The sequence below is a fragment of the Pseudomonas sp. genome (genome assembly GCF_033723075.1).
GTDB lineage: Bacteria > Pseudomonadota > Gammaproteobacteria > Pseudomonadales > Pseudomonadaceae > Aquipseudomonas.
In genome coordinates, this window is the sequence record NZ_JAWVXU010000006.1 from 99,234 (window position 1) to 122,035 (window position 22,802).

The window sequence follows — 22,802 nt, forward strand, 5'->3', positions numbered from 1 at the left end:
TTCTTTTGCCGGAGATCGGAGGTCGATCCTGCCGAACAGGATAAAGCGTCCAGTCCGGCGTTCATCCACGGCTCAATTACCCAGCATGTCGTGCATGGCGATGATCTGTTCGGCGACTTGCGACAGTTTTTGCTGCCGGCTCATGGCTTGGCGACGCATCAGGGTGTAGGCCTCTTCCTCGTTGCAGCTTTTCATCTTCATCAGCAGGCCTTTGGCCAGCTCGATGCGCTTGCGCTCGGCTAGCTGCGCATCGCGGGCCTGCAGCTGGGCGCGCAGCGCCTGATCACTTTCGAAGCGGGCGATGGCCACATCGAGTATCGGCTGCAGGCGCTGGGCATGGATGCCTTCGACAATATAGGCACTGACCCCGGAATGAATGGCCTGGCGCATCACATCTGGATCGTGCTCGTCGGTGAACATGACGATCGGGCGTGGTTGATCGCGACTGACCAGTACCACTTGCTCCATCACATCGCGGCTGGGGGAGTCGGTGTCGATCAGGATCACGTCGGGGCGCACGGCCTCGACCCGTTCGGGCAGGTCGATGGTCAGCCCGGATTCGTCTATCACCTCGAAGCCGGCTTCGATTAGCGCGGCTTTCAGGCGACCGACCTTCTTCGGGGTGTCGTTGATCAATAGGATACGCAGCATGGGGGTGGCTCTCCGGGCAGTTACAGGGCGACAGCGTCGCTGTCGGCCAAGGCGTGGAGGGTAAAGCTGCGGGCATAGCCAGCCGGATCTGAGCCGTCCCAGGTCTTGCCATCGAGCAGCGTCGCGCTGCGTTGTTCGGCCGGCACCCTGATATTCAAAGCCTCCGCCGCTTGGCGGTAGAGGTCAAGCTGTTGTACCTGACGGGCGATGCCGAGGTAGTCGGGGTCTTCGCGCAGCAGGCCCCAGCGGCGAAACTGGGTCATGAACCACATGCCGTCTGAGAGGTAGGGCATATTGACTGCGCCGTCAGCGTGGAAGCGCAACGGGTGCCTGTCCAGCCACGCATGGCCAAGACCATCCTGATACTGGCCAAGGAAACGCGGCTGGATGGCGCTCAGTGGTGCATCCACATAGTCACTGCCGCTGAGCAATTGCGCTGTGCTGCGCTTGTTTTCTTCACTCTCGTCGATGAAGCGGCTGGCCTCCAGCACAGCCATCAACAAGGCGCGCGCGCTGTTGGGGTGGTGCTCGACGAATGCGCGGGTGCAGCCGAGCACCTTCTCCGGATGGTCCGGCCAGATCGACTGGGTGGTGGCCAGGGTGAATCCGAGGTTTTCATCGACCGCCTGGGCGCACCAGGGCTCACCCGCGCAGAAACCGTCGATGCGTCGGGCTTTGAGGTGAGCGACCATTTGTGGTGGTGGCACCACCACGCTGTCGACATCGTTGAGCGGGTGAATGCCCTGGCTGGCCAGCCAGTAATACAGCCACATGGCGTGAGTGCCGGTGGGCAGGGTCTGGGCGAAGCTCAGTCTTGCGCTTTTTTGGTGCGCGCGCAATTTTAGTGCATCGCTTGAGGTCACGCCGGCGAACTGCAGTGCATGTGACAGGTTGATGCTCTGGCCGTTCTGGTTCAGACCCATCAACACCGCCATGTCGGTGGCCGGTGCACCGCCAAGGCCAAGCTGTACCCCATAGATCAGGCCGTAGAGGCTGTGCGCGGCATCGAGTTCGCCACTGAGCAGCTTGTCGCGCAGGCTGGCCCAGGACGCCTGGCGCTGCAGGTTGATGGTTAGCCCATACTTCTCTGCGAAGCCCTGGGTGGCGGCGACAATCACCGAGGCGGCATCGGTCAGGGCCATAAAGCCCAGGTTCAGTACGCGCTTTTCCGGAGCCTCGCTGCCGGCAGTCCCTGCCTGTGTATCGATACGGCCGTTTTTATGCTCGCTCATGGCGCTTTTCCCAGATCAACACAAAAAGGTGCCGCACCAATGGCTTAATGACCCAGCGATTGGAGCGACACCATTGTCTATTAAGCCGATTCCGCCGTTGGAAGGGCTCTGTTGTCAGGAACTAAGCAAGTGGTATGCCACTACGCGATAGGGTTTGCGGAACCATGGTTGGCGCGATCGCGATAATGGCGTGGGAGGTGGGGGAGGCCTGACTCAGCGTTCAAGCATCTGTTTGACGTTGTCTTGCGGAATCTGCTGTTTGCGGCCCTCGCTGTCAGTGAACTCGATCATGCCGGTATCTTTATCCATGTGAGGCTTGCCGTCGCTGGTCAACATCTGGCCATCGGTGGTGGTGATGATGTATTCGCTGCTGCAGCCCGCCAAGGCGAAAACGCACACTGATGCGATAAGCCAGTTTTTCATGAATTTCTCCTGATGCTGTAAATGCGTCCGCTGATATTCCTATTGAAAAGGTAGCTGCCGGGCATTCACCTGCAAGGGCTTCAGGCAAGAAAAAGCCCCGCACGGTGGCGGGGCTCTTCTTGTCGCGTTGTAGCGCTAGGCTTGAACGACCGGGATGTTGGCGTTCGCTGCAGCTTCACGGAACTCGGCGATCTGGTCGAAACTCAGGTAGCGATAGACATCGGCTGCCATGGTGTCGATTTCCTTCGCGTAGACCATGTACTCCTCGACGGTCGGCAGTTTGCCGGTGATCGCCGCAACCGCAGCCAACTCGGCCGAAGCCAGGTAGACGTTGGCACCATCACCCAGACGGTTGGGGAAGTTACGGGTCGAGGTCGACACCACGGTGGAGTTCGGTTCAACGCGTGCCTGGTTACCCATGCACAGCGAGCAGCCTGGCATTTCCAGACGGGCGCCGGCTTTGCCGTAGATGCCGTAGTAGCCTTCTTCGGTGAGCTGATGCTGGTCCATCTTGGTCGGCGGCGAGAGCCACAGGCGAGTAGGCAGGGAGCCTTCGACTTTCTCCAGCAACTTGCCAGCCGCGCGGAAGTGACCAATGTTGGTCATGCACGAACCGATGAACACTTCGTCGATTTTTTCGCCTTGAACGCTGGACAGCAGACGGGCGTCGTCCGGGTCGTTCGGGGCGCAGAGAACCGGCTCGTTGATATCGGCCAGATCGATTTCGATGATTTCGGCGTACTCGGCGTCCTTGTCGGCAGTCATCAGCTTAGGATCGGCCAGCCAGGCTTCCATCGCCTGAGCGCGGCGCTCCATGGTCCGTGCATCGCCGTAGCCTTCGCTGATCATCCAGCGCAGCAGGGTGATGTTCGATTGCAGGTACTCGGCGATGGCCTTTTCCGGCAGCTTGATGGTGCAACCGGCAGCGGAGCGCTCGGCGGAGGCGTCGGACAGCTCGAAGGCTTGCTCGACAGTCAGCTCGTCCAGGCCTTCGATCTCGAGGATGCGGCCGGAGAAGGCGTTGATCTTGCCTTTCTTCTCGACCGTCAGCAGGCCTTTCTGGATGGCGTAGTAAGGGATGGCATGGACCAGGTCACGCAGGGTGATGCCTGGTTGCAGTTTGCCCTTGAAGCGCACCAGGATGGACTCTGGCATGTCCAGCGGCATGACGCCGGTGGCGGCAGCGAACGCGACCAGGCCGGAGCCGGCCGGGAACGAGATGCCCATCGGGAAGCGGGTGTGCGAGTCGCCACCGGTGCCGACGGTATCCGGCAGCAGCATGCGGTTCAGCCAGCTGTGGATGATGCCGTCGCCTGGGCGCAGGGACACGCCACCACGGGTGCGGATGAAATCCGGCAGGGTGTGGTGGGTGGTCACATCGATCGGCTTCGGGTAGGCCGCGGTGTGGCAGAACGACTGCATGACCAGGTCGGCGGAGAAGCCCAGGCACGCCAGGTCTTTCAGCTCGTCGCGAGTCATCGGGCCAGTGGTGTCCTGGGAGCCGACGGTGGTCATCTTCGGTTCGCAGTAGGTGCCAGGGCGTACGCCTTGACCTTCCGCCAGGCCGCAGGCCTTGCCAACCATCTTCTGCGCCAGGGTGAAACCCTTGGTGCTGACCGCAGGCGGCTCAGGCAACTTGAACAGATCGGTTGGGCCCAGGCCCAGTTCGGCCCGCGCTTTCTCGGTCAGACCGCGACCGATGATCAGCGGGATACGGCCGCCGGCACGGACTTCGTCGAGCAGCACCGGAGTCTTCATCTCGAAGCGGGTCAGGACTTCGTCGCTGCCATGCTTGCAGACTTTACCGGCATGCGGGTACAGGTCGATCACGTCGCCCATGTGCATGTTCGACACGTCGAATTCGATCGGCAGAGCGCCGGCGTCTTCCATGGTGTTGTAGAAGATCGGCGCGATCTTGTTGCCGAAGCAGAAACCGCCCGCGCGCTTGTTCGGCACGTTTGGTACGTCGTCGCCGAAGAACCACAGCACCGAGTTGGTGGCGGATTTGCGCGAGGAGCCGGTACCGACCACGTCACCCACGTAAGCGATAGGGAAGCCTTCGCCACGCATGGTTTCGATTTGCTTCATCGGGCCGGTGACGCCTTGCTCATCGGGCACGATGCCATCGCGAGCCATCTTCAGCATGGCCAGGGCGTGCAGCGGAATGTCCGGGCGCGACCAGGCATCAGGCGCAGGGGAAAGGTCGTCGGTGTTGGTTTCACCCGTCACCTTGAACACGCGCAGGCTGATCTTGTCGGCCAGGGTCGGGCGGTTCTTGAACCACTCGCCATCGGCCCAGGACTGCAGCACGCCTTTGGCGTGAGCATTGCCGTTCTTGGCTTTTTCCGCGACGTCGTGGAAAGCGTCGAACATCAGCAGGGTGTGCTTCAGTTGGGCGGCAGTAGTAGCGGCCAGTTCGCTGTCGTCGAGCAGCTCAACCAGGGTGGCGATGTTGTAGCCGCCCTGCATGGTGCCGAGCAGTTCGACGGCGTGTTGCTTGTCGATCAGCGGGGAAGTGGCTTCGCCTTTGGCGATGGCAGAGAGGAAGCCGGCCTTGACGTAGGCGGCTTCGTCCACGCCTGGCGGTACGCGGTTGGTGATCAGGTCGAGGAGAAAGGCTTCTTCGCCAACCGGCGGGTTCTTCAGCAGCTCGATCAGGCCTGCGGTTTGTTCGGCGTTCAGCGGCTGGGGCACGATACCCTGAGCGGCACGCTCTGCTACGTGTATGCGATAGGCTTCAAGCACAGTTATTACCCTCATCAGTGGTCCCAAAGGGTTGTCCGGGACGCGATCCAGAAAACCCTGAACCAGGCGCTTCGTGGCTTTTTGGGCCCCTCAGCCGAGGTTTCAGAGGTTTCTTGCAGAAGCTGTTTTCAAAGTTTTACGCCGGCAGGACGGTTTGATGAGGGCTGGCGCAGACACTTGAAAAGTCGTTCCAAGGGCCTGCGTCAACATCGTACCTGCAGGATCTACTGTGCTCGTGACGCTTTGAAAACAGCTTCCAACGGACATTGGTGCCTATAAAAGGCGGGCCGATTCTACTGGAAAGCTTCGATAAAGTTAAGCTAAAGCCCCACGGCGAGCCGACCGGGAAAGTATCCTGTTTGCAACGGGCAGATGCAGAGAAAGTCGGCGAAAACCCTGATTTCCATACGGTTAAGACGCTTATCCGGCCTTTTATCCATGCCGCAGCCAGGTGCGCGGTAGTTTTCATTCGCCCCGTCGACAGAGGTGAACTGACTTAGACAAAGGGCTAACATGCCCGCCTTTCCGTCAGCATGTATCCACCTTCGCCATGTCCAACCAGCGCATCAAAACCCCATGTGTCGGCCTCTGCTCCACTGTCTACGGTGACCTGGTGTGCCGTGGCTGCAAGCGCTTTCACCATGAAGTGATCAACTGGAACGGCTATAACGACGAGGAAAAATACGCAGTCTGGCTGCGCCTCGAGGTGCTGTTGGTGCAAGTGATGACGGCCAAGCTGGAGGTCTTCGATGGCCTGCGCCTGCGCCGCCAGTTGGAGCAGCGGAAGATTCGTTTCGTGCCGCAGCAGTCGCCTTATTGCTGGGCGTATCAGCTGATTGCCCGTGGCGCTCGGGCGATCAATCAACTGGAAGCCTACGGCATGGTGTTGCTGCCCGAGTTTCGCGACTGGACTCTGCCGGAGCTGCGTGACGCCATCGACCGCGAATTTTTCCTGCTCTCCGAGGCGCATTACGAACGCTATATCGCGCCGAAATTCCTCCAGGAAGGTCTGCGGCCGCGCGAGTGATGCGTAGCACAGATAGAACAAGGCCACCTGAATCGGTGGCCCTGTCATATCTGCCTATACCCAGTGGTCTTCAGTGCTGAGCCACCAGTTCCTCCAGGTGGGCGATGATGTCATCGGGCTTGAGCACCAGCACGTCGCAATCCAGCGCGTCGAGGATCACTTCGGCAGTGTTGCCGATCAGTGCCCCGGAAAGGCCGGTGCGAGCCACTGTGCCGATCACGGTCACGGCGGCATTCAGTTGATGGGCAATTTGTGGAATCAGCACATCGGCCGGGCCTTCGGCGATATGCAGGCGCTCCTCGGCAATGTCGTATTCGGCCTGGAAGGCTTTGCACTGATCGCGATAGCGCGCCTCAATGGTCTCTTTCAACTGGAAGGTCGGGTCTGCGGCCGACAGCATCGGTGCAGGATGGGCGCTGATTACATGCAGGTTGGCCTTGGCCAGCGCGGCGATGTCATAGCCGTGGTTGACGATGCTGTTGTGCAGGGTGCGGTGCTCACCGTCGGCATTACCGACATCGACCGCAGCGAGTATGGTGCCGCCGGCCCAGGGTTTGTCGGTCTTCACCATCAGCACAGGGGTTGGGCAATAGCGCAGCAGTTTCCAATCGTCCGGGGTGAGCAGGGCTTTTTTCAATGGGTTGTCGGTAACGTGCTGCTTGATCACCAGGCCACAGCCTTCAGCCTGCTGCACGGTGATGATGGTCTGGTGCAGGTTTTCATGCCAGGCCTGCTGACTGGAAGTGCTGTAACCCTCTTTGTCGAGCGTGGCGCACAGGTCGCTGAGATAGGCCGAGTGGTCATGTTTCTTGCCGCAGACAAGCAAGTGCAGGTTCGATTGGGTCACACCAGCGATCAATTTGGCCCGCTTGAGTGCCAAGCCTTCGGGTCGTTCTGGCTCCATGACCACTAAAATGTTGCGAATGGCTTGCATGCTCGTCTCCGTTCGAAGTGGGTTGTGGCTCGTAACACCTAACTATAGATACAGCATAGATGCGGCAACAGTACTGTGCTGTTGACCGGTATCAACTGACCGGCTGGTCGCGCGCCACTTCATTCGTATAATGGCCGGCCCAGCCCGTCAGACCAGGCTGCCATTGGATCTCGTGAGCTTATGCAACTGTTACCTGAAATTGAAGCCTTCCTGTTGTGCCCAACGCCTGATGCCTGGATTGCCCAGGCCTTGCAGAATCAGGACGTGATGCTGATAGATCACGCCAATTGTGAGAAAAAGGCCGCGTCAACCGCTTTGACCCTGCTTTTTCGCTATATCGAAAAGGCCGATTTGCAGCACAACTTGTCGCGTTTGGCCCGTGAGGAACTGCGTCATTTCGAGCAGGTCGCAGCGCTGATGAAGAAGCGTGGGATCGCCTATCGTCCGGTCAGTGCCGCCCTGTATGCCCAGCGCCTGCACAAGCACATGCGCAGCAGTGAGCCGCACAAGCTGGTCGATACTTTGATCGTCGGCGCTTTTATCGAAGCGCGCTCCTGTGAGCGGTTCGCTCGCCTGGCGCCGCATCTGGATGAGGAGCTGGGGCAGTTCTATCGCTCGCTGCTCAAGTCCGAGGCGCGGCATTACCAGGGTTACCTGAAGATGGCGCGCGACTATTCGGCAGGGCCTATCGATGAACGAGTGGCGTACTTCGCCGAGGTCGAGCGCGAGGCGATCCTCACGCCCGACAAGGAATTCCGCTTTCACAGCGGCGCGGCCGCTTAGGGCGTCCGGCAAGCCTCATGCTTGCCGTTCTCTGCAGGCCAAGGCGGCTGCCGGCTTCGCGGCCAGCGCTGCCTGGCGGTCGCCGCGCAGGATGACGATGGCCAGGGCCAGCAGCAGCAGGGAGGCGCCTGTCAGCACGAAGAACACGTCCTGCAGCGAGCCGGTGGTTTCGCGGATATAGCCGGCCAGCAGGTTGCCCAGGGTGCCGCCCAGGCCGAAGGTGACCATGCAGATGCCGCTGATCTGCATGGTCGCGGTCGATGAGTAGTGCTGGTTGAGCCAGCCGGCGACGATGCCCCACATCGGGAAGTACATCAGGCCATAGCCGAAGCCGGCGACCAGGGCGAACTTGCCCGGGTCCGCGACAAATGCCAGCAAGCCCAGGGTGAAGCCGCTGAAGATAACCATCAGCGCGGTGCCATGGCCCTTGCGGTCGGCCAACTTGCCGGTGAGGAAACCGGCCACCATGCCGGTGCCGCCGACCGTCGCCCAGGTGTAGCCGCCCAGCGCCGCCGGCAGGCTGAGTTCATCCAGGTAGCTGTTGAGCCAGTAGGAAAACGGCATGGTGGTGAAGCCGACGAGCAGGCAGATGAGGCAGGCGAACAGGGCGGTGCGCTCGCCAATGATGGTGGCGAACAGCCGGGAAGTTGGGATCACCGAGTCGACCGGGCCGGCGCTGGCGGTCGGACTGATGGGCGCCGGCTTGAGGTCGCGCAGCATATGCCAGGTCAGGGCCACGACCAGCAGGCCGAACAGCCCGGCGAACTGCCAGCTGGCCTGCCAGCCAAGCAGCGGCACCACGACCAGGATCAGTAGGCCGTTGAGCGCATAGCCCCAGGCCGTGCCGCTGGAGGCGCAGGACAGGTAGGTCGAGCGCGACTCGGCGCGGGCGCAGCGGCTGACGATCTCGACGATGCAACCCCAGCTGATTGCCGCGCTGGCGGCCAGGCAGGTCAGGGCCAGCGTGATCAGCAGGGGGTCACGCAGCTGCGACATGGTGAGCAGCAGGGTGCTGGAGGTGATGCCGGTGATCAGGGCCAGGCGGCCGGTGCCCAGGCGATGGCCGAGCAGGCCCAGGAGCATGGCGCCACCGAGATAGGCCAATTGGGTCAGGGCGCCGATGGTCGCCAGCTGCCAGGCACTGATTTCAATGGATTCGCGCATAAACGGCATCAGGGCGGCGAACAGGAACATGCCGAAACCGTGGCTGACGATCTGGTTCATGCCGAACGTGGTGGGCATTCGCATTATTCGAACTCCGTGATGGCCGCTGGGGCGCATGGGGCTGGCTGGATGCGACTAAGATATCCACTTGCCAGAATTCGCAAAAACGATAAATATTGATCGTGACCTTCAATAAAGTTGAATTCTGCCATGCGCGACCTGCCAATTGTCTTGCTGCGTACCTTCGTCATGGTCGCCGAGACGCTGAACCTGACCACCGCGGCCCTGCGCCTGCATCGCGCGCCCTCGACCATCAGCATGCAGCTCACACGACTGGAGGAGCTGGTAGCGGCCGAACTGCTACAGCGCGGCCAGTACGGGGTCAGGCTGACCCCCGCTGGAGAGCAGCTGAAGTCCTGCGCACAGGAGTTGCTTAACCTGCATGACCGCATCCTCGGCACCTTCCGGCACGCCGATGTAGGCGGGCAGGTGCGCCTTGGTACCCATGACCAATACGCCACGCGTAACCTCGCGCCTCTGCTGGAAATATTCGTGATGAGCTACCCGGAGGCCAATCTGGAGGTGGTCTGTGATCATCGGCCCGATTACCTGGCGTCGCTGGTGGCCGAGGGCAAGTTGGACCTGGCCCTGGTTGAGATGCCGGCCTTGTCGGATGGCGGGCAGCGCCTGTTTCGCGATGAGCTGGTCTGGGTGTGCAACGAGGCACATTCGACGCACCGGCGCGAACCGCTGCCGCTGGCGGTCTTTGCCGAGGGCTGCTATCACCGTGATTCGGCGCGCAAGGCCCTGGCCAGCGCGCAAATCCCGTACCGGATTGCCTTCACCAGCCAGAGTCGGGCTGGCGTCCTGGCGGCCGTACGGGCAGGGATCGGCGTGGGCATCATTCCCCGTTCGACCCTGGAGCCAGGTCTGCACGTAATCGAGGAAGGACTGCCGTCTCTGCCCGGCACGAATATCACCTTGTTCGTCGCCGATCAGGTCAACGAGGCGACTCAACGCCTGGCGCAGACCATTCAGGCAAGCCCGCAATACCGAGGCAATGAGCAGCAGTCGCCGCTGCAGCGCCAAGTCGGCGGCGGCACTGATTAACCGAGAGGGAAGGGTGTCAGCTGCCAGTTTTGCTCGTCGATTTGCAAGGCCCAGCCCTGGCTGTCCCAGTCACCCAGGACAATCCGCCGGGCCGGCTGACCTGCCACTTGCAGTTGGTGTACCGCGGGGCGGTGGGTATGGCCGTGAATCAGCGTGCGCACGCCATGAACGGCCATGATCCGCGGCACTTCTGTCGGAGTGACATCGACAATGTCGCTGGCTTTCAGGCGGGTTTGTGCGCGGCTTTCATTGCGCAGTTTGCGCGCCAGCTTGCGGCGGGTGGCCAGCGGCAGGTTGCGCAGGATCAACAGCGACAGCGGGTTGCGTAGCCAGCGGCGCAGGCGCATGTAGGCCTCATCCTGGGTGCAGAGGCTGTCACCGTGCATCAACAGGACTTTCTCTCCGCCGAGTTCGACCAGGCTGGGGTCGCGAAGCAGGGTGCAGCCAGCCTCGCGGCAAAAGGCCTGGCCAATCATGAAGTCGCGATTGCCATGCATCAGGTAGATGCGCGTGCCACTGTCACTGAGGCGGCGCAGGGCTTGGGCGATGCTGCGCTGGAAGGGGCTGATGGCGTCGTCGCCGATCCACACCTCGAAGAAGTCGCCAAGGATATACAGCGCCTCGGCTTCGCGTGCGCGGCTCTCTAGAAAATGCAGAAACGCCCGGCTGATGTCCGGGCGCTCCTGTTCAAGATGCAGGTCGGAGATCAGCAGGATCACTCGGCGATCTCGGCCTTCTCGATGATTACATCGTCGACCGGTACGTCCTGGTGGCCGGATTTCATGGTGGTGGCTACGCCCTTGATCTTGTCGACCACGTCCATGCCTTCGACCACTTCACCGAATACCGCATAGCCCCAGCCCTGCACGGTCGGTGCGCTGTGGTTGAGGAAGCTGTTGTCGGCGACGTTGATGAAGAACTGCGCGGAGGCCGAATGCGGCTCCATGGTGCGGGCCATGGCCACGGTGCCGATCTTGTTGAGCACGCCATTGTTGGCTTCGTTCTTGATGGTCGCGCGGGTGGCTTTCTGCTTCATGCCTGGCTCGAAGCCGCCGCCTTGCACCATGAAGTTGCTGATTACACGGTGGAATATGGTGCCGTCGTAATGACCTTCCTTCACGTATTGCTTGAAGTTGGCCACGGTTTCCGGGGCTTTGTCTTCGAACAGCTTGAGGGTGATGACGCCGTGGTTGGTGTGCAGCTTGATCATGTAGGTAATCGCTCTGTCGAGAAATCCACAAGCCTGCTCACTATCCTTTGCTGACACCGTGGTAGCGATGTGCGGTGGACAGAGAACGGGCTCATGGGCCTGTCAGGGGGTTGACAGCTTCGGCTATGATAAGCGCTTTGTATAAGTCGGCCTACCCTGCGCCGCGCACCTGCATGATCAAGGACCCCATGAGCAAGCCAGAGATTGTCGCCGCTTCGAACTTTCTTCGTCCCATCGTCCAGTCCGACCTGGACGCCGGCAAGCACACGAAAATCATCACCCGTTTCCCGCCGGAGCCCAACGGCTACCTGCATATTGGCCATGCCAAGTCGATCTGCCTGAACTTCGGTCTGGCCAAGGAGTTTGGTGGCGAGTGCAACCTGCGCTTCGACGACACCAACCCGGCCAAGGAGGACCAGGAATACATCGACGCGATCAAGAGCGACGTGCAGTGGCTGGGCTTCCAGTGGGCCGGCGAGGAGCGTTACGCCTCCAACTACTTCGACCAGTTGCATGACTGGGCCGTCGAGCTGATCAAGGCCAGCAAGGCCTACGTCTGTGACCTGTCGCCCGATGAGGCGCGCCAGTACCGCGGCAATCTGACCGAACCGGGCAAGAACAGCCCGTTCCGCGAGCGCTCGGTGGAGGAGAACCTCGAGCTGTTCGCTCGCATGAAGGCCGGTGAGTTCGCCGATGGTGCTCGTGCCCTGCGCGCGAAGATCGACATGGCATCGCCGAACATGAACCTGCGCGACCCGATTCTCTACCGCATTCGCCATGCCCATCACCATCAGACCGGCGACAAGTGGTGCATCTACCCGAGCTATGACTTCACCCATGGCCAGTCGGACGCCATCGAGGGCATTACCCACTCGATCTGCACCCTGGAGTTCGAGGATCATCGCCCGCTCTACGACTGGTTTCTCGACAACCTGCCGGTGCCGGCCAAGCCGCGTCAGTACGAGTTCGCCCGTCTCAACCTGAACTACACCATCACCAGCAAGCGCCGGCTCAAGCAGTTGGTCGATGAAGGTCATGTGCAGGGTTGGGACGATCCACGCATGTCGACCCTCAGTGGCTACCGCCGTCGTGGCTACACCCCGGGTTCGATCCGCACCTTCTGCGATATGGTCGGCGTCAATCGTGCCGGCGGCCTGGTGGATATCGGCATGCTCGAATTCGCCATTCGCGAAGACCTCGATGCTTCCGCTTCGCGGGCCATGTGCGTATTGCGGCCCTTGAAGGTCGTGATCACCAATTACCCCGAAGGTCAGGTAGAAAATCTCGAACTGGCGCGCCATCCCAAGCAGGACATGGGCGTACGCCAGCTGCCATTTGCCCGCGAGATCTATATCGACGCCGGCGACTTCGAAGAAGTCCCGCCTGCCGGTTTCAAGCGCCTGATCCCTGGTGGCGAAGCCCGCTTGCGTGGCAGCTACGTGATCCGCGCCGAGGAGGCGATCAAGGACGCCGCCGGCAATATCGTCGAACTGCGTTGCAGCTACGACGAAAATACCCTGGGCAAGAACCCCGAGGGACGCAAGGTCAAAGGCGTGATCCATTGGGTGCCGGCCGCCGCCAGCATCGAGTGCGAAGTGCGCCTGTACGACCGCCTGTTCCGCTCGCCGACCCCGGAAAAGGCAGAGGAGGGCAGCAGCTTCCTCGACAACATCAATCCCGAGTCGCTGGTGGTGCTCAAGGGCTGTCGCGCCGAGCCTTCGCTGGCCCAGGCCCAGCCCGAGGAGCGCTTCCAGTTCGAGCGTGAAGGCTACTTCTGCGCGGACATCAAGGACAGCAAGCCCGGTGCCCCGGTGTTTAACCGGACTGTGACCCTGCGCGACTCCTGGGCCTAAAGCCCAGACGCTCTGATTAGAACCGGGCCGGTACGCTGGCCCGTGGTTTCCAAGGATTCCCGATGCTCTCGATCTACAACACGCTGACCAAAAGCAAAGACGTCTTCAAGCCGCTGCTGGACAACCAGGTGCGCCTGTACGTGTGCGGCATGACGGTTTACGACTTCTGTCATATCGGTCATGCGCGGGTGATGGTGGCGTTCGATGTGGTGACCCGCTGGCTGCGCCATCGCGGCTATGAGGTCACCTATGTGCGCAATATCACCGACATCGACGACAAGATCATCAGGCGCGCCAATGACAATGGCGAGCCGTTCGAGGCCCTGGTCGAGCGCATGATCGCCGCGATGCACGAGGATGAGGCGCGCCTCAACGTGCTGCGCCCGGATCAGGAACCGCGTGCCACCGAGCACATCGCCGGCATGCACGCGATGATCCAGACCCTGATCGACAAGGGCTTCGCCTACGCACCGGGCAATGGCGACGTGTATTACCGGGTCGGCAAGTTCGTCGGCTATGGCAAGCTGTCGCGCAAGAAGATCGAAGACCTGAAAGTCGGTGCACGCATCGAAGTCGACGAAGCCAAGCAGGATCCGCTGGACTTCGTCCTGTGGAAGGGCGTCAAGCCCGGCGAGCCGAGCTGGCCGTCGCCCTGGGGCGCAGGCCGGCCGGGCTGGCATATCGAGTGTTCGGTGATGTCCACCTGCTGCCTGGGCGAGACCTTCGACATCCATGGCGGCGGGCCGGATCTGGTGTTCCCCCACCACGAAAACGAGATCGCCCAGAGCGAGGCGGCCACTGGCAAGCTCTACGCCAATGCCTGGATGCACGCCGGTGCGGTACGGGTGGACGGCGAGAAGATGTCCAAGTCATTGGGCAACTTCTTCACCATCCGCGAGGTGCTGGAGAAGTACCACCCGGAAGTGGTGCGCTACCTGCTGGTGTCCAGCCACTACCGCAGCCCGATCAACTACTCGGAAGACAGCCTCAAGGAAGCCAAGGGCGCCCTGGAACGTTTCTACAATGCGCTCAAGGGCCTGCCCATGGCTGCACCTGCCGGTGGCGAAGCCTTTGCCGAGCGTTTCGGCGCGGCCATGGACGACGACTTCAACTCGCCGGAAGCCTGTGCCGTATTGTTCGAGCTGGCCCGCGAGATCAATCGTCTGCGCGAGAGCGATCAGCAGGCCGCCGCCGGCCTGGCGGCACGCTTGAAGGAACTGGCCGGGGTGCTCGGCGTGCTGCAACTCGAGCCCGAGGCTTTCCTCCAGGCCGGTGCTGCAGGCAAGGTCGATGCCGCCGAGGTTGAGGCGCTGATTGCCGCGCGCCTGCAAGCCCGCACCGAGAAGAACTGGGGCGAGTCCGACCGCATCCGCGACCAGCTCAGTGCCATGGGCGTAGTGCTGGAAGACGGCAAGGGCGGCACCAGCTGGCGCTTGGCTGAATAAGTGGTGGGTGAATTGAAAAAAGGCCGCATTGCGGCCTTTTTCATGTTCAGGAAGTGAAGTGACCTGGTAAGCAAGGCGCCTTAATCAACTGCCGCATACATCTCCATCGTGCCTTGCAGGTATTTCAGGACAGTGTCGAAAGCGTCGTCATCCGAGCGCGCCAGCATGGTCTTGCTTTGCGGGTGCAGTGACTCCGGCACGGCATAGCCCAGAGCGATTTGCGACAGCACCAGGTCATCGTCGAGCTGGTTGCGCGAAGCGACGCGATGTTGCACCTGGGCAACCTCGGCATCGAACCAATCGGACCCGGTATCGGCCTGTACCAGAGGTGTCGAGGCGGCGGCAAGAAGGGCGCCTGCGGCGATGAGAATGTGGATAGAAAATTTCATCGTAGCCTCCATTTAGGCTGTATGGACGGCATCGATAAAACATCAATGACATCTTTATAATTATAGGCCGCCGCAGAAAGGCCGTGAGGACCGCTCGGCGGTGGCCGCAGCACCAGTGGCGCGCACGATGGCCCGCAAGCCGCTGCCAGCCCCGCGGCATGCATGCGCCGCGGGCGGTCCGCTGTGTGGAGGGCCGCTTTCCAGCGGCTCGTTTATTTTCCGCGGAACTATTGATTGAGCGAAGCGATACCCGCTGCGCCGCTCAATTCCATAGCCAGTTCCACACGCCTGGCAGGCGGGCATACTGCAGCGGGTCGCCCAGGGTGCGCTTCAGCGCCGCGCGTTCGAGAGCGGCGCGTTGGTCGTAGAACGGCATGGCCGCGGTGGCCAGCCCCACGTCCCCGGCCACATCCAGGAGGATCTGCAGGTACTCCTGCATATGCCGTGCGGTGTAGGGGTTGAGGTCATGGAAGGTCACGACCACCGGGATGACGCCATCCACCACAGGCATGCTGCTGGCTTGGATCTGCGTCGCTATCCGTGCCAGTTGGGTGCGCAGGTTGCTGCGCCGGCGCAGGCTGCCGTTGATGCCCCAGGTCTTGCCATCGTTGGCACTCAGGTCGGTCAGCAGCAAATGCAGGCCATGGGCCCGATAGGCGGCGAAGGTGCGCTGGTTGTAGTTCCAGAACGGTGGCCGTACCAGGCGCGGCGGCTTGCCGCTGACGGCACTGAGGTCGGCCACGCCATCGCGTAGCGACTGCTCCAGCTCGGTCGGGCTGAGGAAGCGGTGATTGGCGTGCCTGGGGGTGGCGGTGTGAAAACCCAGCAAGTGGCCGTCTTTCTGCTGCCGACGCAACAGCGCCTGCCCCTGAGCACTGCCACCGGCGTAAGGCGCGCGCGTCTGGATAAAGAACAGCGCCTTGATCCCGGGCTGGACGGGGTTATTCGCCAGGGCGTCGAGAATCTGTCGGGTCGGATTGACTCCCAGGCTCCCGCTCGGGCCGTCGTCGAAGCTGAGCAAAAAGCGTATCGGCGCAATGCCGGGTGATGGCTGGGGCGGTGGTGGGCTGACGCAGGCGCTCAGCAACACCAGCGCGACAATCACGCCGCCCCATGGACGCAGTTTCCGTGGCGCAGGGCAACACAATGCCAATGCTCGTGACGTGGCGACTGTAAGACGGGAGGTAAGATTCATCAGGGCGTTTGACTCATGAAGACGGGCGCGTGGGACGCCGTGAGCGTCAGCAGATATTGGCTAACAGCGGAAGGAAGATAGAAGGCTAGGGGCGAGCTGTAGGCAGGTTACTGGTTTCGACAGCCGTCGACGGTCATAGATCCATTGCCGCCGCTGAATACCCTTGGTCGCGATGCTTCGTTGGCGGTTGCTGTCCATCCATCGCTTAAGCGTCGTTTGCGCGCTTGCGTGCATGAAGGCTGCGCGTCACTCCTTCAACCCCTGGGCTCTCAAGCGCTTGTAAAGTGTATTCCGGCTCACTCCCAGACTTCGGGCCAGGTGCGAAATATTTCCGCCACAAGCCTCGTACTGGCTCGCCAGGTCATCATCGCTGGCGGTCAATAAGTCCGCCTGCACCGGTTGGCCATGCACCGATTTCCTGGCGTTCTCGTCCAGTAAATCCTCGAAAAAATCATCCGGCAGATGCTCCGGTTGAATCGGCTGGTCGTCGGCCATGGCCAGGGCAATCTGCAGCACGCTGCTCAGTTGGCGCAGGTTGCCCGGCCAGGGGTGACGTTCGAACAGTTCCATCACCTCGGCGCTGGGCCTGGCCCATTGCTGGGGTTCGCGGTGATGTTCCCAGATACGTTGCACCATGGCGGCTTTGTCGGTGCGTTCGCGCAGTGGCGGCAGTTCCAGGTTGAGGCCGCTGATGCGGTAATAGAGATCCTGGCGGAACAGACCGGTGTCGACGTCGTGGCGCAGGGAGCGGTTGGTGGCGGAGATCAGGCGGATATCCACCGGGTAGAGTTCGCTGCTGCCCAGCGGTTGCACGCAGCGTTCCTGCAATACCCGCAGCAAGCGGGCCTGCACGCGCAGCGGCATGTCGCCGATTTCATCGAGAAACAGCGTGCCTTTATCGGCCTTGCGGATCAGGCCGACGCTGCCTTTCTGATTGGCGCCGGTGAAGGCGCCTTTCTCGTAACCGAACAGTTCTGACTCCACCAGCTCGGCAGGAATGGCGGCGCAGTTGACCGCGATCAGCGCCTGATTGGCGCGCGAGCTGGCGTGGTGCAGGGCTTTGACGAACACCTCTTTGCCGACGCCGGTTTCGCCGTGGACCAGGATCGGAATGTCTTTTTCCAGCAGGCGTTCGGCCTGGCGCACGGCTTTATCGACACGCGGGTCGCCGAGGTTGATCGAGGCCAGGGTAAAGCCTTTGTCACTGACTTCGGGCTCGACGGCCTGGCGGAAATCGCGCGCCTGGATCGGTGCTGGCTGCTGCGGGCGTTTGACTTGGGCGTGGAAGCGGAAACGGCCGCCGGCGCGCAGGTTGAAGGGCAGGGCTTCGGGTTGGTTGAGCAAATGCTGCAGGGGCGCATCGAACAGGCTCTCGATATTTACCCGTGCCAGGCCGACGCCGAGCAGGCTGTCGGCGCGGCGGTTGGCCGAGACCACCTGGCCTTGCTCATCGAAGATCAGCAGCCCGGCCCAGGGGCTGTCGAGGTTGTCCAGGCTGGTATTGAAGCTGAGCTGGAAGTAGCGCTGCTGGAACAGGTTGAGGATCAGGCGATTTTCCACCGACTGGCTCATCATCTTGACCATGCCCAGGGTGTGGGCGGGCGGCAGGTAGCTGTCGCTGGAGACGTCCAGCACCGCGATCATCTGCCGCTGCTCGTCGAAGATCGGCGAGGCCGAGCCGGTCATGAAGCGGTTGGCCTTGAGGAAGTGTTCGTCGTGCTGGATATGCACCGGCTGGGCGCAGCTCAGGGCGGTGCCTATGGCGTTGGTACCGGTGTAGCGCTCCAGCCAGCTGGCACCGGCGACGAAGCCGGGCGCGCGACTGGGTTCGATGAAGCGTTGGTCGCCCCAGGACTGCAGCACCTGGCCCTGCTTGTCGGCGAGCATGATCAGGCAATTGGAATTGGCCAGGATGTTGCCGTAGTAGGGCAGCACTTCCTTATGGGTGGTGTGCACCAGGGCGTGCTGGCTTTGCAGCAGGGCAGAGACTTCGCCGGGGCTGGGCTGAGTGAAGATGGGCGTGCTCTGGTGAGTCAGGCCGAAGTCGCGGCAACGCGACCAGGAGTCCTGAATGATGGTCTCGTGGGGTAGGGCACTGGCAGCTTCAGCCATGACGAAGGTCTCATTGTGGGTCTTGTTTTTATCGGCGCCCGGTCTTCGCCGAGGTGCACCCAGTGTCGCCTATGGCTGTTCAAAGTCAACGCTTCGGCTGTTCAGTTGTTCATGGTCAACTGTGCAAAATTGTTCATTTACGAAAATTGCGCGAACTGGGTTTCTTTTAAAATCATAGATAAATCAGTTGATTAGGTTATTTTTTAGGTGATTGGCACGGAACTCGCTTTGTTACTGGGCAGCTAGAACGCAAATAACAAGAAAATAGGACGGCCCATGTCACTTACGCTTGAGCATGTCACGCGTATCGTCGATCAGCAGGTGCACATCGACGACGCCTGCCTGAGTTTCGAACCCGGTTCCTTCAATGTGTTGCTCGGCCGCACCCTGTCCGGCAAGACCAGCCTGATGCGCTTGATGGCTGGCCTGGACAAGCCAAGCAGCGGGCGCATCCTGATGAATGGCGCGGACATGACCAATGTCTCGGTGCGCCAGCGCAACGTCTCCATGGTCTACCAGCAGTTCATCAACTATCCGACCCTGACGGTGTTCGAGAACATCGCTTCGCCACTGCGTCAGGCCGGGGTCAGCAAGGCCGAGATCCTCGAAAAAGTGCATGCCACGGCGAAGATGCTGCGCATCGAGGCCTTGCTCCAGCGTCATCCGCTGGAGCTGTCCGGCGGCCAGCAACAGCGCACGGCCATGGCTCGCGCCCTGGTCAAGGATGCTTCGCTGATTCTGTTCGACGAGCCGCTGGTCAACCTCGACTACAAGCTGCGTGAAGAGCTGCGCCAGGAAATGCGCGAGCTGTTCGAGGCCCGCCATACCATCGCCATCTACGCCACTACCGAGCCGAACGAGGCCTTGGCCCTGGGCGGCACCACCACCATCCTGCACGAGGGGCGCGTGGTGCAGAGCGGCAAGACCGCCGAGGTCTATCACCAGCCGCAGCAGGTGCTGGCCGCCGAGTTGTTCTCCGAACCGGCGATCAACCTGATGCCGGGGCGCATCAGCGCCGCCGAGGTGAGCTTTGCCGACGCCGTGCATTTTCCGCTCAACTCCGATCTGAAAAGCATCGCCGAGGGCGAGTATCGCTTCGGCGTGCGTCCCAGCCATATCGGCCTGGTGCCATCCAACGACGACGACCTGGAGCTGGCGGTGACGGTCGAGTTGGCGGAAATCAGCGGCTCGGAAACCTTCCTGCATGTGCGCAACGAGCAGTTCGTGCTGGTGCTGCACCTGCCAGGCGTGCACGAGTACGACGTTGATACGCCGATCCTCATCTATATCCCGACCCACAAACTGTTCGTCTTTGAGGCCGATGGCCGCTTGATCCAGGCACCGAGCCGCCGTTTAGCGAGGAGCGCCTGATGGCCGAGATACGCTTGCACAACCTGGCCCATAGTTACAGCCGCGCCCCTAATGGTAATGGGGATTACGCGATCCGCGAGATGAACCATGTTTGGGCGCAGGGCGGTGCTTACGCCTTGCTCGGGCCATCCGGCTGCGGCAAGTCGACCCTGCTCAATATCATTTCCGGGTTGCTCAGCCCCTCCCATGGCGAGGTGCAGTTCGACGGCAAGGTGGTCAACCACCTGCACCCTGAACAGCGCAATATTGCCCAGGTTTTCCAGTTTCCGGTGGTCTACGACACCATGACGGTGTTCGATAACCTGGCGTTTCCGCTGCGCAATCAGGGCATGAACGAGGCCAGGATCCTGGCCAAGGTCAACGAGATCGCCGAGGTGCTGGAGCTGCATCCACTGCTGCGCAAACGAGCCAGCAACCTCACCGCCGACGAGAAGCAGAAGGTCTCCATGGGCCGCGGTCTGGTGCGCGACGATGTGTCGGCGATTCTGTTCGACGAGCCGCTGACGGTGATCGACCCGCACCTGAAGTGGAAGCTGCGGCGCAAGCTCAAGCAGATCCACGAGCAGTTCAATATCACCATGGTCTACGTCACCCACGATCAGCTGGAGGCCTCGACCTTCGCCGACAAGATCGCGGTGATGTACGGCGGCCAGATCGTCCAGTTCGGCACCCCGCGCGAGCTGTTCGAACGGCCCAGCCACACCTTCGTCGGCTACTTCATCGGCAGCCCGGGAATGAACCTGATCGAGGTCGAGCGCTGCGAGGGCGGAGTGCGTTTCGCCGATACCGTCCTGCCTCTGTCGGCGGCGCTCAACCAGCGCCTGGACGAGTTGCAGTGGACCAGCCTGAAAGTCGGCATCCGCCCCGAGTTCGTCCACGTCTGGGAAGGCCCCAGCGAGGACGCCCTGTGCGGCGAGGTGGTGCATCTCGAAGACCTGGGTACCTATAAGATCCTCACCCTGCGCCTGGACGGGCAACTGCTCAAGGTGCGCCTGCAGGAGGACCAGCCGGTGCCGCAACAGCAGGTCTACCTGAGTTTCCCGGCGCAGTGGCTGATGCTCTATGCCGACGAATACCTGGTGCAAGTGCTGCCGACGCAAGCTCAGTCGCAGTCATCGGAGGTGCAGCCATGAAGGTGCAGAACAACAAGGCCTGGTGGCTGGTATTGCCGGTGTTTCTGCTGGTGGCGTTCAGCGCCATTGTGCCGATGATGACGGTGGTCAACTACTCGGTGCAGGACATCTTCGACCATTCGACGCGCTATTTTGTCGGGGTCGACTGGTACAAACAGGTGCTGCAGGACCCGCGTTTGCACGATTCGTTGCTGCGCCAGTTCATCTTTTCCGGTTGCGTGCTGTTGATCGAAATTCCCCTGGGCATTGCCATCGCCCTGTGCATGCCGACCAAGGGACGCATGGCCTCGCTGGTGCTGATCGTCATGGCGATTCCCTTGCTGATTCCGTGGAACGTGGTCGGCACCATCTGGCAGATCTTCGGCCGCGCCGACATCGGCCTGATGGGCTGGGCGCTGAACAGTCTGGGTATCAGCTACAACTACGCCTCCAATACGGGAGATGCTTGGGTCACGGTGCTGATCATGGACGTCTGGCACTGGACCTCATTGGTAGCGCTGCTTTGCTACTCCGGGCTGCGCGCGATACCCGATGTGTACTACCAGGCGGCGCGCATCGACCGCGCTTCGGCCTGGGCGGTGTTCCGCCACATTCAGCTGCCCAAGCTGAAAAGCGTGCTGCTGATCGCGGTGATGCTGCGCTTCATGGACAGTTTCATGATCTACACCGAGCCCTTCGTGCTCACCGGCGGCGGGCCGGGCAACGCCACCACCTTCCTCAGCCAGACCCTGACGCAGATGGCCATCGGCCAATTCGACCTGGGCCCGGCGGCGGCGTTCTCCCTGGTGTACTTCCTGATCATTCTGCTGGTGTCCTGGCTGTTCTATACCGCCATGACCCATAACGACAAGACGCGCTGAGGCCGACCATGACCCTACGTAAAAAAGTGGTGCTGGGGCTCTATATCCTGTTCCTGCTGGTGCCCATCTATTGGCTGCTGAACATGTCGTTCAAGAGCAACACCGAGATCCTCGGTGGCCTGAGCATGTGGCCGAGCACCTTCACCCTGGCCAACTACAAGGTGATCTTCACCGACCCGAGCTGGTATGAGGGCTACCTCAACTCGCTGTACTACGTGACCTTGAACACGCTGATTTCCCTGACGGTGGCGCTGCCGGCGGCCTATGCCTTCTCGCGTTATCGCTTCCTCGGCGACAAGCACCTGTTCTTCTGGCTGCTGACCAACCGCATGGCGCCGCCGGCGGTGTTCCTGCTGCCATTCTTCCAGCTGTATTCCTCGATCGGCCTGTTCGATACCCATATCGCCGTGGCCCTGGCGCACTGCCTGTTCAATGTGCCGCTGGCAGTGTGGATTCTCGAGGGCTTCATGTCCGGGGTGCCGAAGGAGATCGACGAAACCGCCTATATCGACGGCTACAGCTTCCCGAAATTCTTCGTGAAGATTTTCATCCCGCTGATCGGCTCGGGCATCGGTGTCACCGCGTTCTTCTGCTTCATGTTCTCCTGGGTCGAGCTGCTGCTGGCGCGCACCCTGACTTCGGTCAACGCCAAACCCATAGCCGCGGTGATGACCCGCACCGTCTCGGCTTCCGGTATCGATTGGGGAGTGCTGGCGGCTGCCGGCGTGTTGACAATCCTGCCGGGCATGCTGGTGATCTGGTTCGTCCGCAACCACGTGGCCAAGGGCTTCGCCCTGGGCCGGGTTTAAGGAGCAAAGATTATGGATTGGATGGCTTGGACTCTGCCTACCGCGCTGTTCTTCGGCGCTATCGCGACGATTCTGGCGGGTATGACCGTTTGGGAACTGCGCTCCCCCTGTATTGAGCGCAAAGGCTTCTTGCCGATCAGCACCACCCGTGGTGATCGGCTGTTTATCGGTCTGCTGGGAAGCGCCTACCTGCATCTGCTGGTGGTGGGCACGACCGATTGGAGTGTCTGGGTAGCCTCGGTGCTGTCCCTGTTCTGGCTGTTTGCAGTGATGCGTTGGGGCTAAGCCGGGTGCTTTTGGCCGCGCCCGCTGGCGGGTTGCAGCCATACCGACTTACCTCGCCTAAAACCCTGAGA

21 protein-coding genes are annotated in these 22,802 nt (G+C 61.3%); 10 read left to right on the forward strand and 11 right to left on the reverse strand.

From position 1 onward, the window contains the following. Nucleotides 1-72 precede the first annotated feature (72 nt). The 4 genes from R3355_RS09270 to acnB form a co-directional block, all read right to left on the reverse strand. Nucleotides 73-651, reverse strand: a complete 579-nt coding sequence (locus tag R3355_RS09270; protein ID WP_318950002.1) for an ANTAR domain-containing response regulator — start codon at nucleotides 649-651, stop codon at nucleotides 73-75. A 20-nt stretch (nucleotides 652-671) separates the two neighbouring features. Next, a complete protein-coding gene (locus tag R3355_RS09275) occupies nucleotides 672-1,883 on the reverse strand; it encodes a CmpA/NrtA family ABC transporter substrate-binding protein (protein WP_318960951.1) in 1,212 nt (403 codons plus the stop codon). Between the two features lie 213 nt (nucleotides 1,884-2,096). Next, nucleotides 2,097-2,306 (reverse strand): YgdI/YgdR family lipoprotein, encoded by a 210-nt coding sequence (locus R3355_RS09280; protein ID WP_318949999.1) that lies wholly within the window; start codon nucleotides 2,304-2,306, stop codon nucleotides 2,097-2,099. A 135-nt stretch (nucleotides 2,307-2,441) separates the two neighbouring features. Next, nucleotides 2,442-5,051, reverse strand: a complete 2,610-nt coding sequence (gene acnB / locus R3355_RS09285; protein WP_318961065.1) for a bifunctional aconitate hydratase 2/2-methylisocitrate dehydratase — start codon at nucleotides 5,049-5,051, stop codon at nucleotides 2,442-2,444. Between the two features lie 550 nt (nucleotides 5,052-5,601). On the opposite strand from acnB, the gene R3355_RS09290 reads away from it, so the two are divergent. Further along, entirely contained in the window at nucleotides 5,602-6,078 is a 477-nt protein-coding gene (locus tag R3355_RS09290; protein ID WP_318949997.1) for a DUF1289 domain-containing protein, read from the forward strand. A 70-nt stretch (nucleotides 6,079-6,148) separates the two neighbouring features. Here the strand turns inward: R3355_RS09290 and R3355_RS09295 are convergent, their stop codons facing one another. Then, the gene (locus R3355_RS09295) at nucleotides 6,149-7,012 is read right to left on the reverse strand and encodes a universal stress protein (RefSeq protein ID WP_318949995.1); all 864 of its coding nucleotides are present in this window, start codon (nucleotides 7,010-7,012) and stop codon (nucleotides 6,149-6,151) included. A 180-nt stretch (nucleotides 7,013-7,192) separates the two neighbouring features. Here R3355_RS09295 and R3355_RS09300 point away from each other — a divergent pair, with 180 nt between their 5' ends. Next, a complete protein-coding gene (locus R3355_RS09300; protein WP_318960952.1) occupies nucleotides 7,193-7,795 on the forward strand; it encodes a tRNA-(ms[2]io[6]A)-hydroxylase in 603 nt (200 codons plus the stop codon). A 15-nt stretch (nucleotides 7,796-7,810) separates the two neighbouring features. Here the strand turns inward: R3355_RS09300 and R3355_RS09305 are convergent, their stop codons facing one another. Further along, the gene (locus R3355_RS09305) at nucleotides 7,811-9,043 is read right to left on the reverse strand and encodes an MFS transporter (protein ID WP_318960953.1); all 1,233 of its coding nucleotides are present in this window, start codon (nucleotides 9,041-9,043) and stop codon (nucleotides 7,811-7,813) included. A gap of 126 nt (nucleotides 9,044-9,169) precedes the next feature. On the opposite strand from R3355_RS09305, the gene R3355_RS09310 reads away from it, so the two are divergent. After that, on the forward strand, nucleotides 9,170-10,069 hold the full coding sequence (locus tag R3355_RS09310; RefSeq protein WP_318960954.1) for a LysR substrate-binding domain-containing protein: 900 nt from the start codon (nucleotides 9,170-9,172) through the stop codon (nucleotides 10,067-10,069). Here the strand turns inward: R3355_RS09310 and lpxH are convergent. Both lpxH and R3355_RS09320 read right to left on the reverse strand, forming a co-directional pair. Further along, nucleotides 10,066-10,788: a UDP-2,3-diacylglucosamine diphosphatase gene (lpxH, locus tag R3355_RS09315; RefSeq protein ID WP_318960955.1), complete on the reverse strand. Its 723-nt coding sequence runs from the start codon at nucleotides 10,786-10,788 to the stop codon at nucleotides 10,066-10,068. The two genes, R3355_RS09310 and lpxH, sit on opposite strands and share 4 nt — an antisense overlap. Continuing rightward, nucleotides 10,785-11,279 carry a peptidylprolyl isomerase gene (locus R3355_RS09320; RefSeq protein ID WP_318949986.1) on the reverse strand — a complete coding sequence of 165 codons (495 nt, stop codon included), beginning with the start codon at nucleotides 11,277-11,279 and terminating at the stop codon, nucleotides 10,785-10,787. The genes lpxH and R3355_RS09320 overlap by 4 nt, the downstream gene beginning before the upstream one ends. A 188-nt stretch (nucleotides 11,280-11,467) precedes the next feature. On the opposite strand from R3355_RS09320, the gene R3355_RS09325 reads away from it, so the two are divergent. Beyond that, nucleotides 11,468-13,132: a glutamine--tRNA ligase/YqeY domain fusion protein gene (locus R3355_RS09325; protein WP_318960956.1), complete on the forward strand. Its 1,665-nt coding sequence runs from the start codon at nucleotides 11,468-11,470 to the stop codon at nucleotides 13,130-13,132. A gap of 62 nt (nucleotides 13,133-13,194) precedes the next feature. Continuing rightward, nucleotides 13,195-14,577: a cysteine--tRNA ligase gene (cysS, locus tag R3355_RS09330; protein WP_318960957.1), complete on the forward strand. Its 1,383-nt coding sequence runs from the start codon at nucleotides 13,195-13,197 to the stop codon at nucleotides 14,575-14,577. A gap of 80 nt (nucleotides 14,578-14,657) precedes the next feature. Here cysS and R3355_RS09335 read toward each other — a convergent pair whose 3' ends face one another. The 3 genes from R3355_RS09335 to R3355_RS09345 all read right to left on the reverse strand — a co-directional run bounded on the left by R3355_RS09335 (nucleotide 14,658) and on the right by R3355_RS09345 (nucleotide 18,273). Continuing rightward, nucleotides 14,658-14,966 carry a hypothetical protein gene (locus R3355_RS09335; protein WP_318960958.1) on the reverse strand — a complete coding sequence of 103 codons (309 nt, stop codon included), beginning with the start codon at nucleotides 14,964-14,966 and terminating at the stop codon, nucleotides 14,658-14,660. Between the two features lie 262 nt (nucleotides 14,967-15,228). After that, entirely contained in the window at nucleotides 15,229-16,071 is an 843-nt protein-coding gene (locus tag R3355_RS09340) for a polysaccharide deacetylase family protein (RefSeq protein WP_413243496.1), read from the reverse strand. A gap of 336 nt (nucleotides 16,072-16,407) precedes the next feature. Further along, entirely contained in the window at nucleotides 16,408-18,273 is a 1,866-nt protein-coding gene (locus R3355_RS09345; protein WP_318950522.1) for a sigma-54-dependent Fis family transcriptional regulator, read from the reverse strand. Between the two features lie 276 nt (nucleotides 18,274-18,549). Between R3355_RS09345 and R3355_RS09350 the strand changes: the two genes are divergently transcribed. The 5 genes from R3355_RS09350 to R3355_RS09370 are packed head-to-tail and all read left to right on the forward strand — an operon-like array spanning nucleotide 18,550 to nucleotide 22,731. Next, nucleotides 18,550-19,644, forward strand: a complete 1,095-nt coding sequence (locus R3355_RS09350; RefSeq protein ID WP_318950520.1) for an ABC transporter ATP-binding protein — start codon at nucleotides 18,550-18,552, stop codon at nucleotides 19,642-19,644. After that, nucleotides 19,644-20,777, forward strand: coding sequence for an ABC transporter ATP-binding protein (locus R3355_RS09355; protein ID WP_318960959.1), 1,134 nt, complete (start codon nucleotides 19,644-19,646; stop codon nucleotides 20,775-20,777). The genes R3355_RS09350 and R3355_RS09355 overlap by 1 nt, the downstream gene beginning before the upstream one ends. After that, on the forward strand, nucleotides 20,774-21,637 hold the full coding sequence (locus R3355_RS09360; RefSeq protein ID WP_318950517.1) for a sugar ABC transporter permease: 864 nt from the start codon (nucleotides 20,774-20,776) through the stop codon (nucleotides 21,635-21,637). Before R3355_RS09355 ends, R3355_RS09360 begins: the two co-directional genes overlap by 4 nt. An 8-nt stretch (nucleotides 21,638-21,645) precedes the next feature. Next, complete coding sequence (locus R3355_RS09365; RefSeq protein ID WP_318950516.1) at nucleotides 21,646-22,446, forward strand: carbohydrate ABC transporter permease; 801 nt, start codon at nucleotides 21,646-21,648, stop codon at nucleotides 22,444-22,446. A 12-nt stretch (nucleotides 22,447-22,458) separates the two neighbouring features. Continuing rightward, on the forward strand, nucleotides 22,459-22,731 hold the full coding sequence (locus R3355_RS09370; RefSeq protein ID WP_318960960.1) for a DUF2160 domain-containing protein: 273 nt from the start codon (nucleotides 22,459-22,461) through the stop codon (nucleotides 22,729-22,731). The last annotated feature ends 71 nt before the right edge of the window (nucleotides 22,732-22,802 follow it).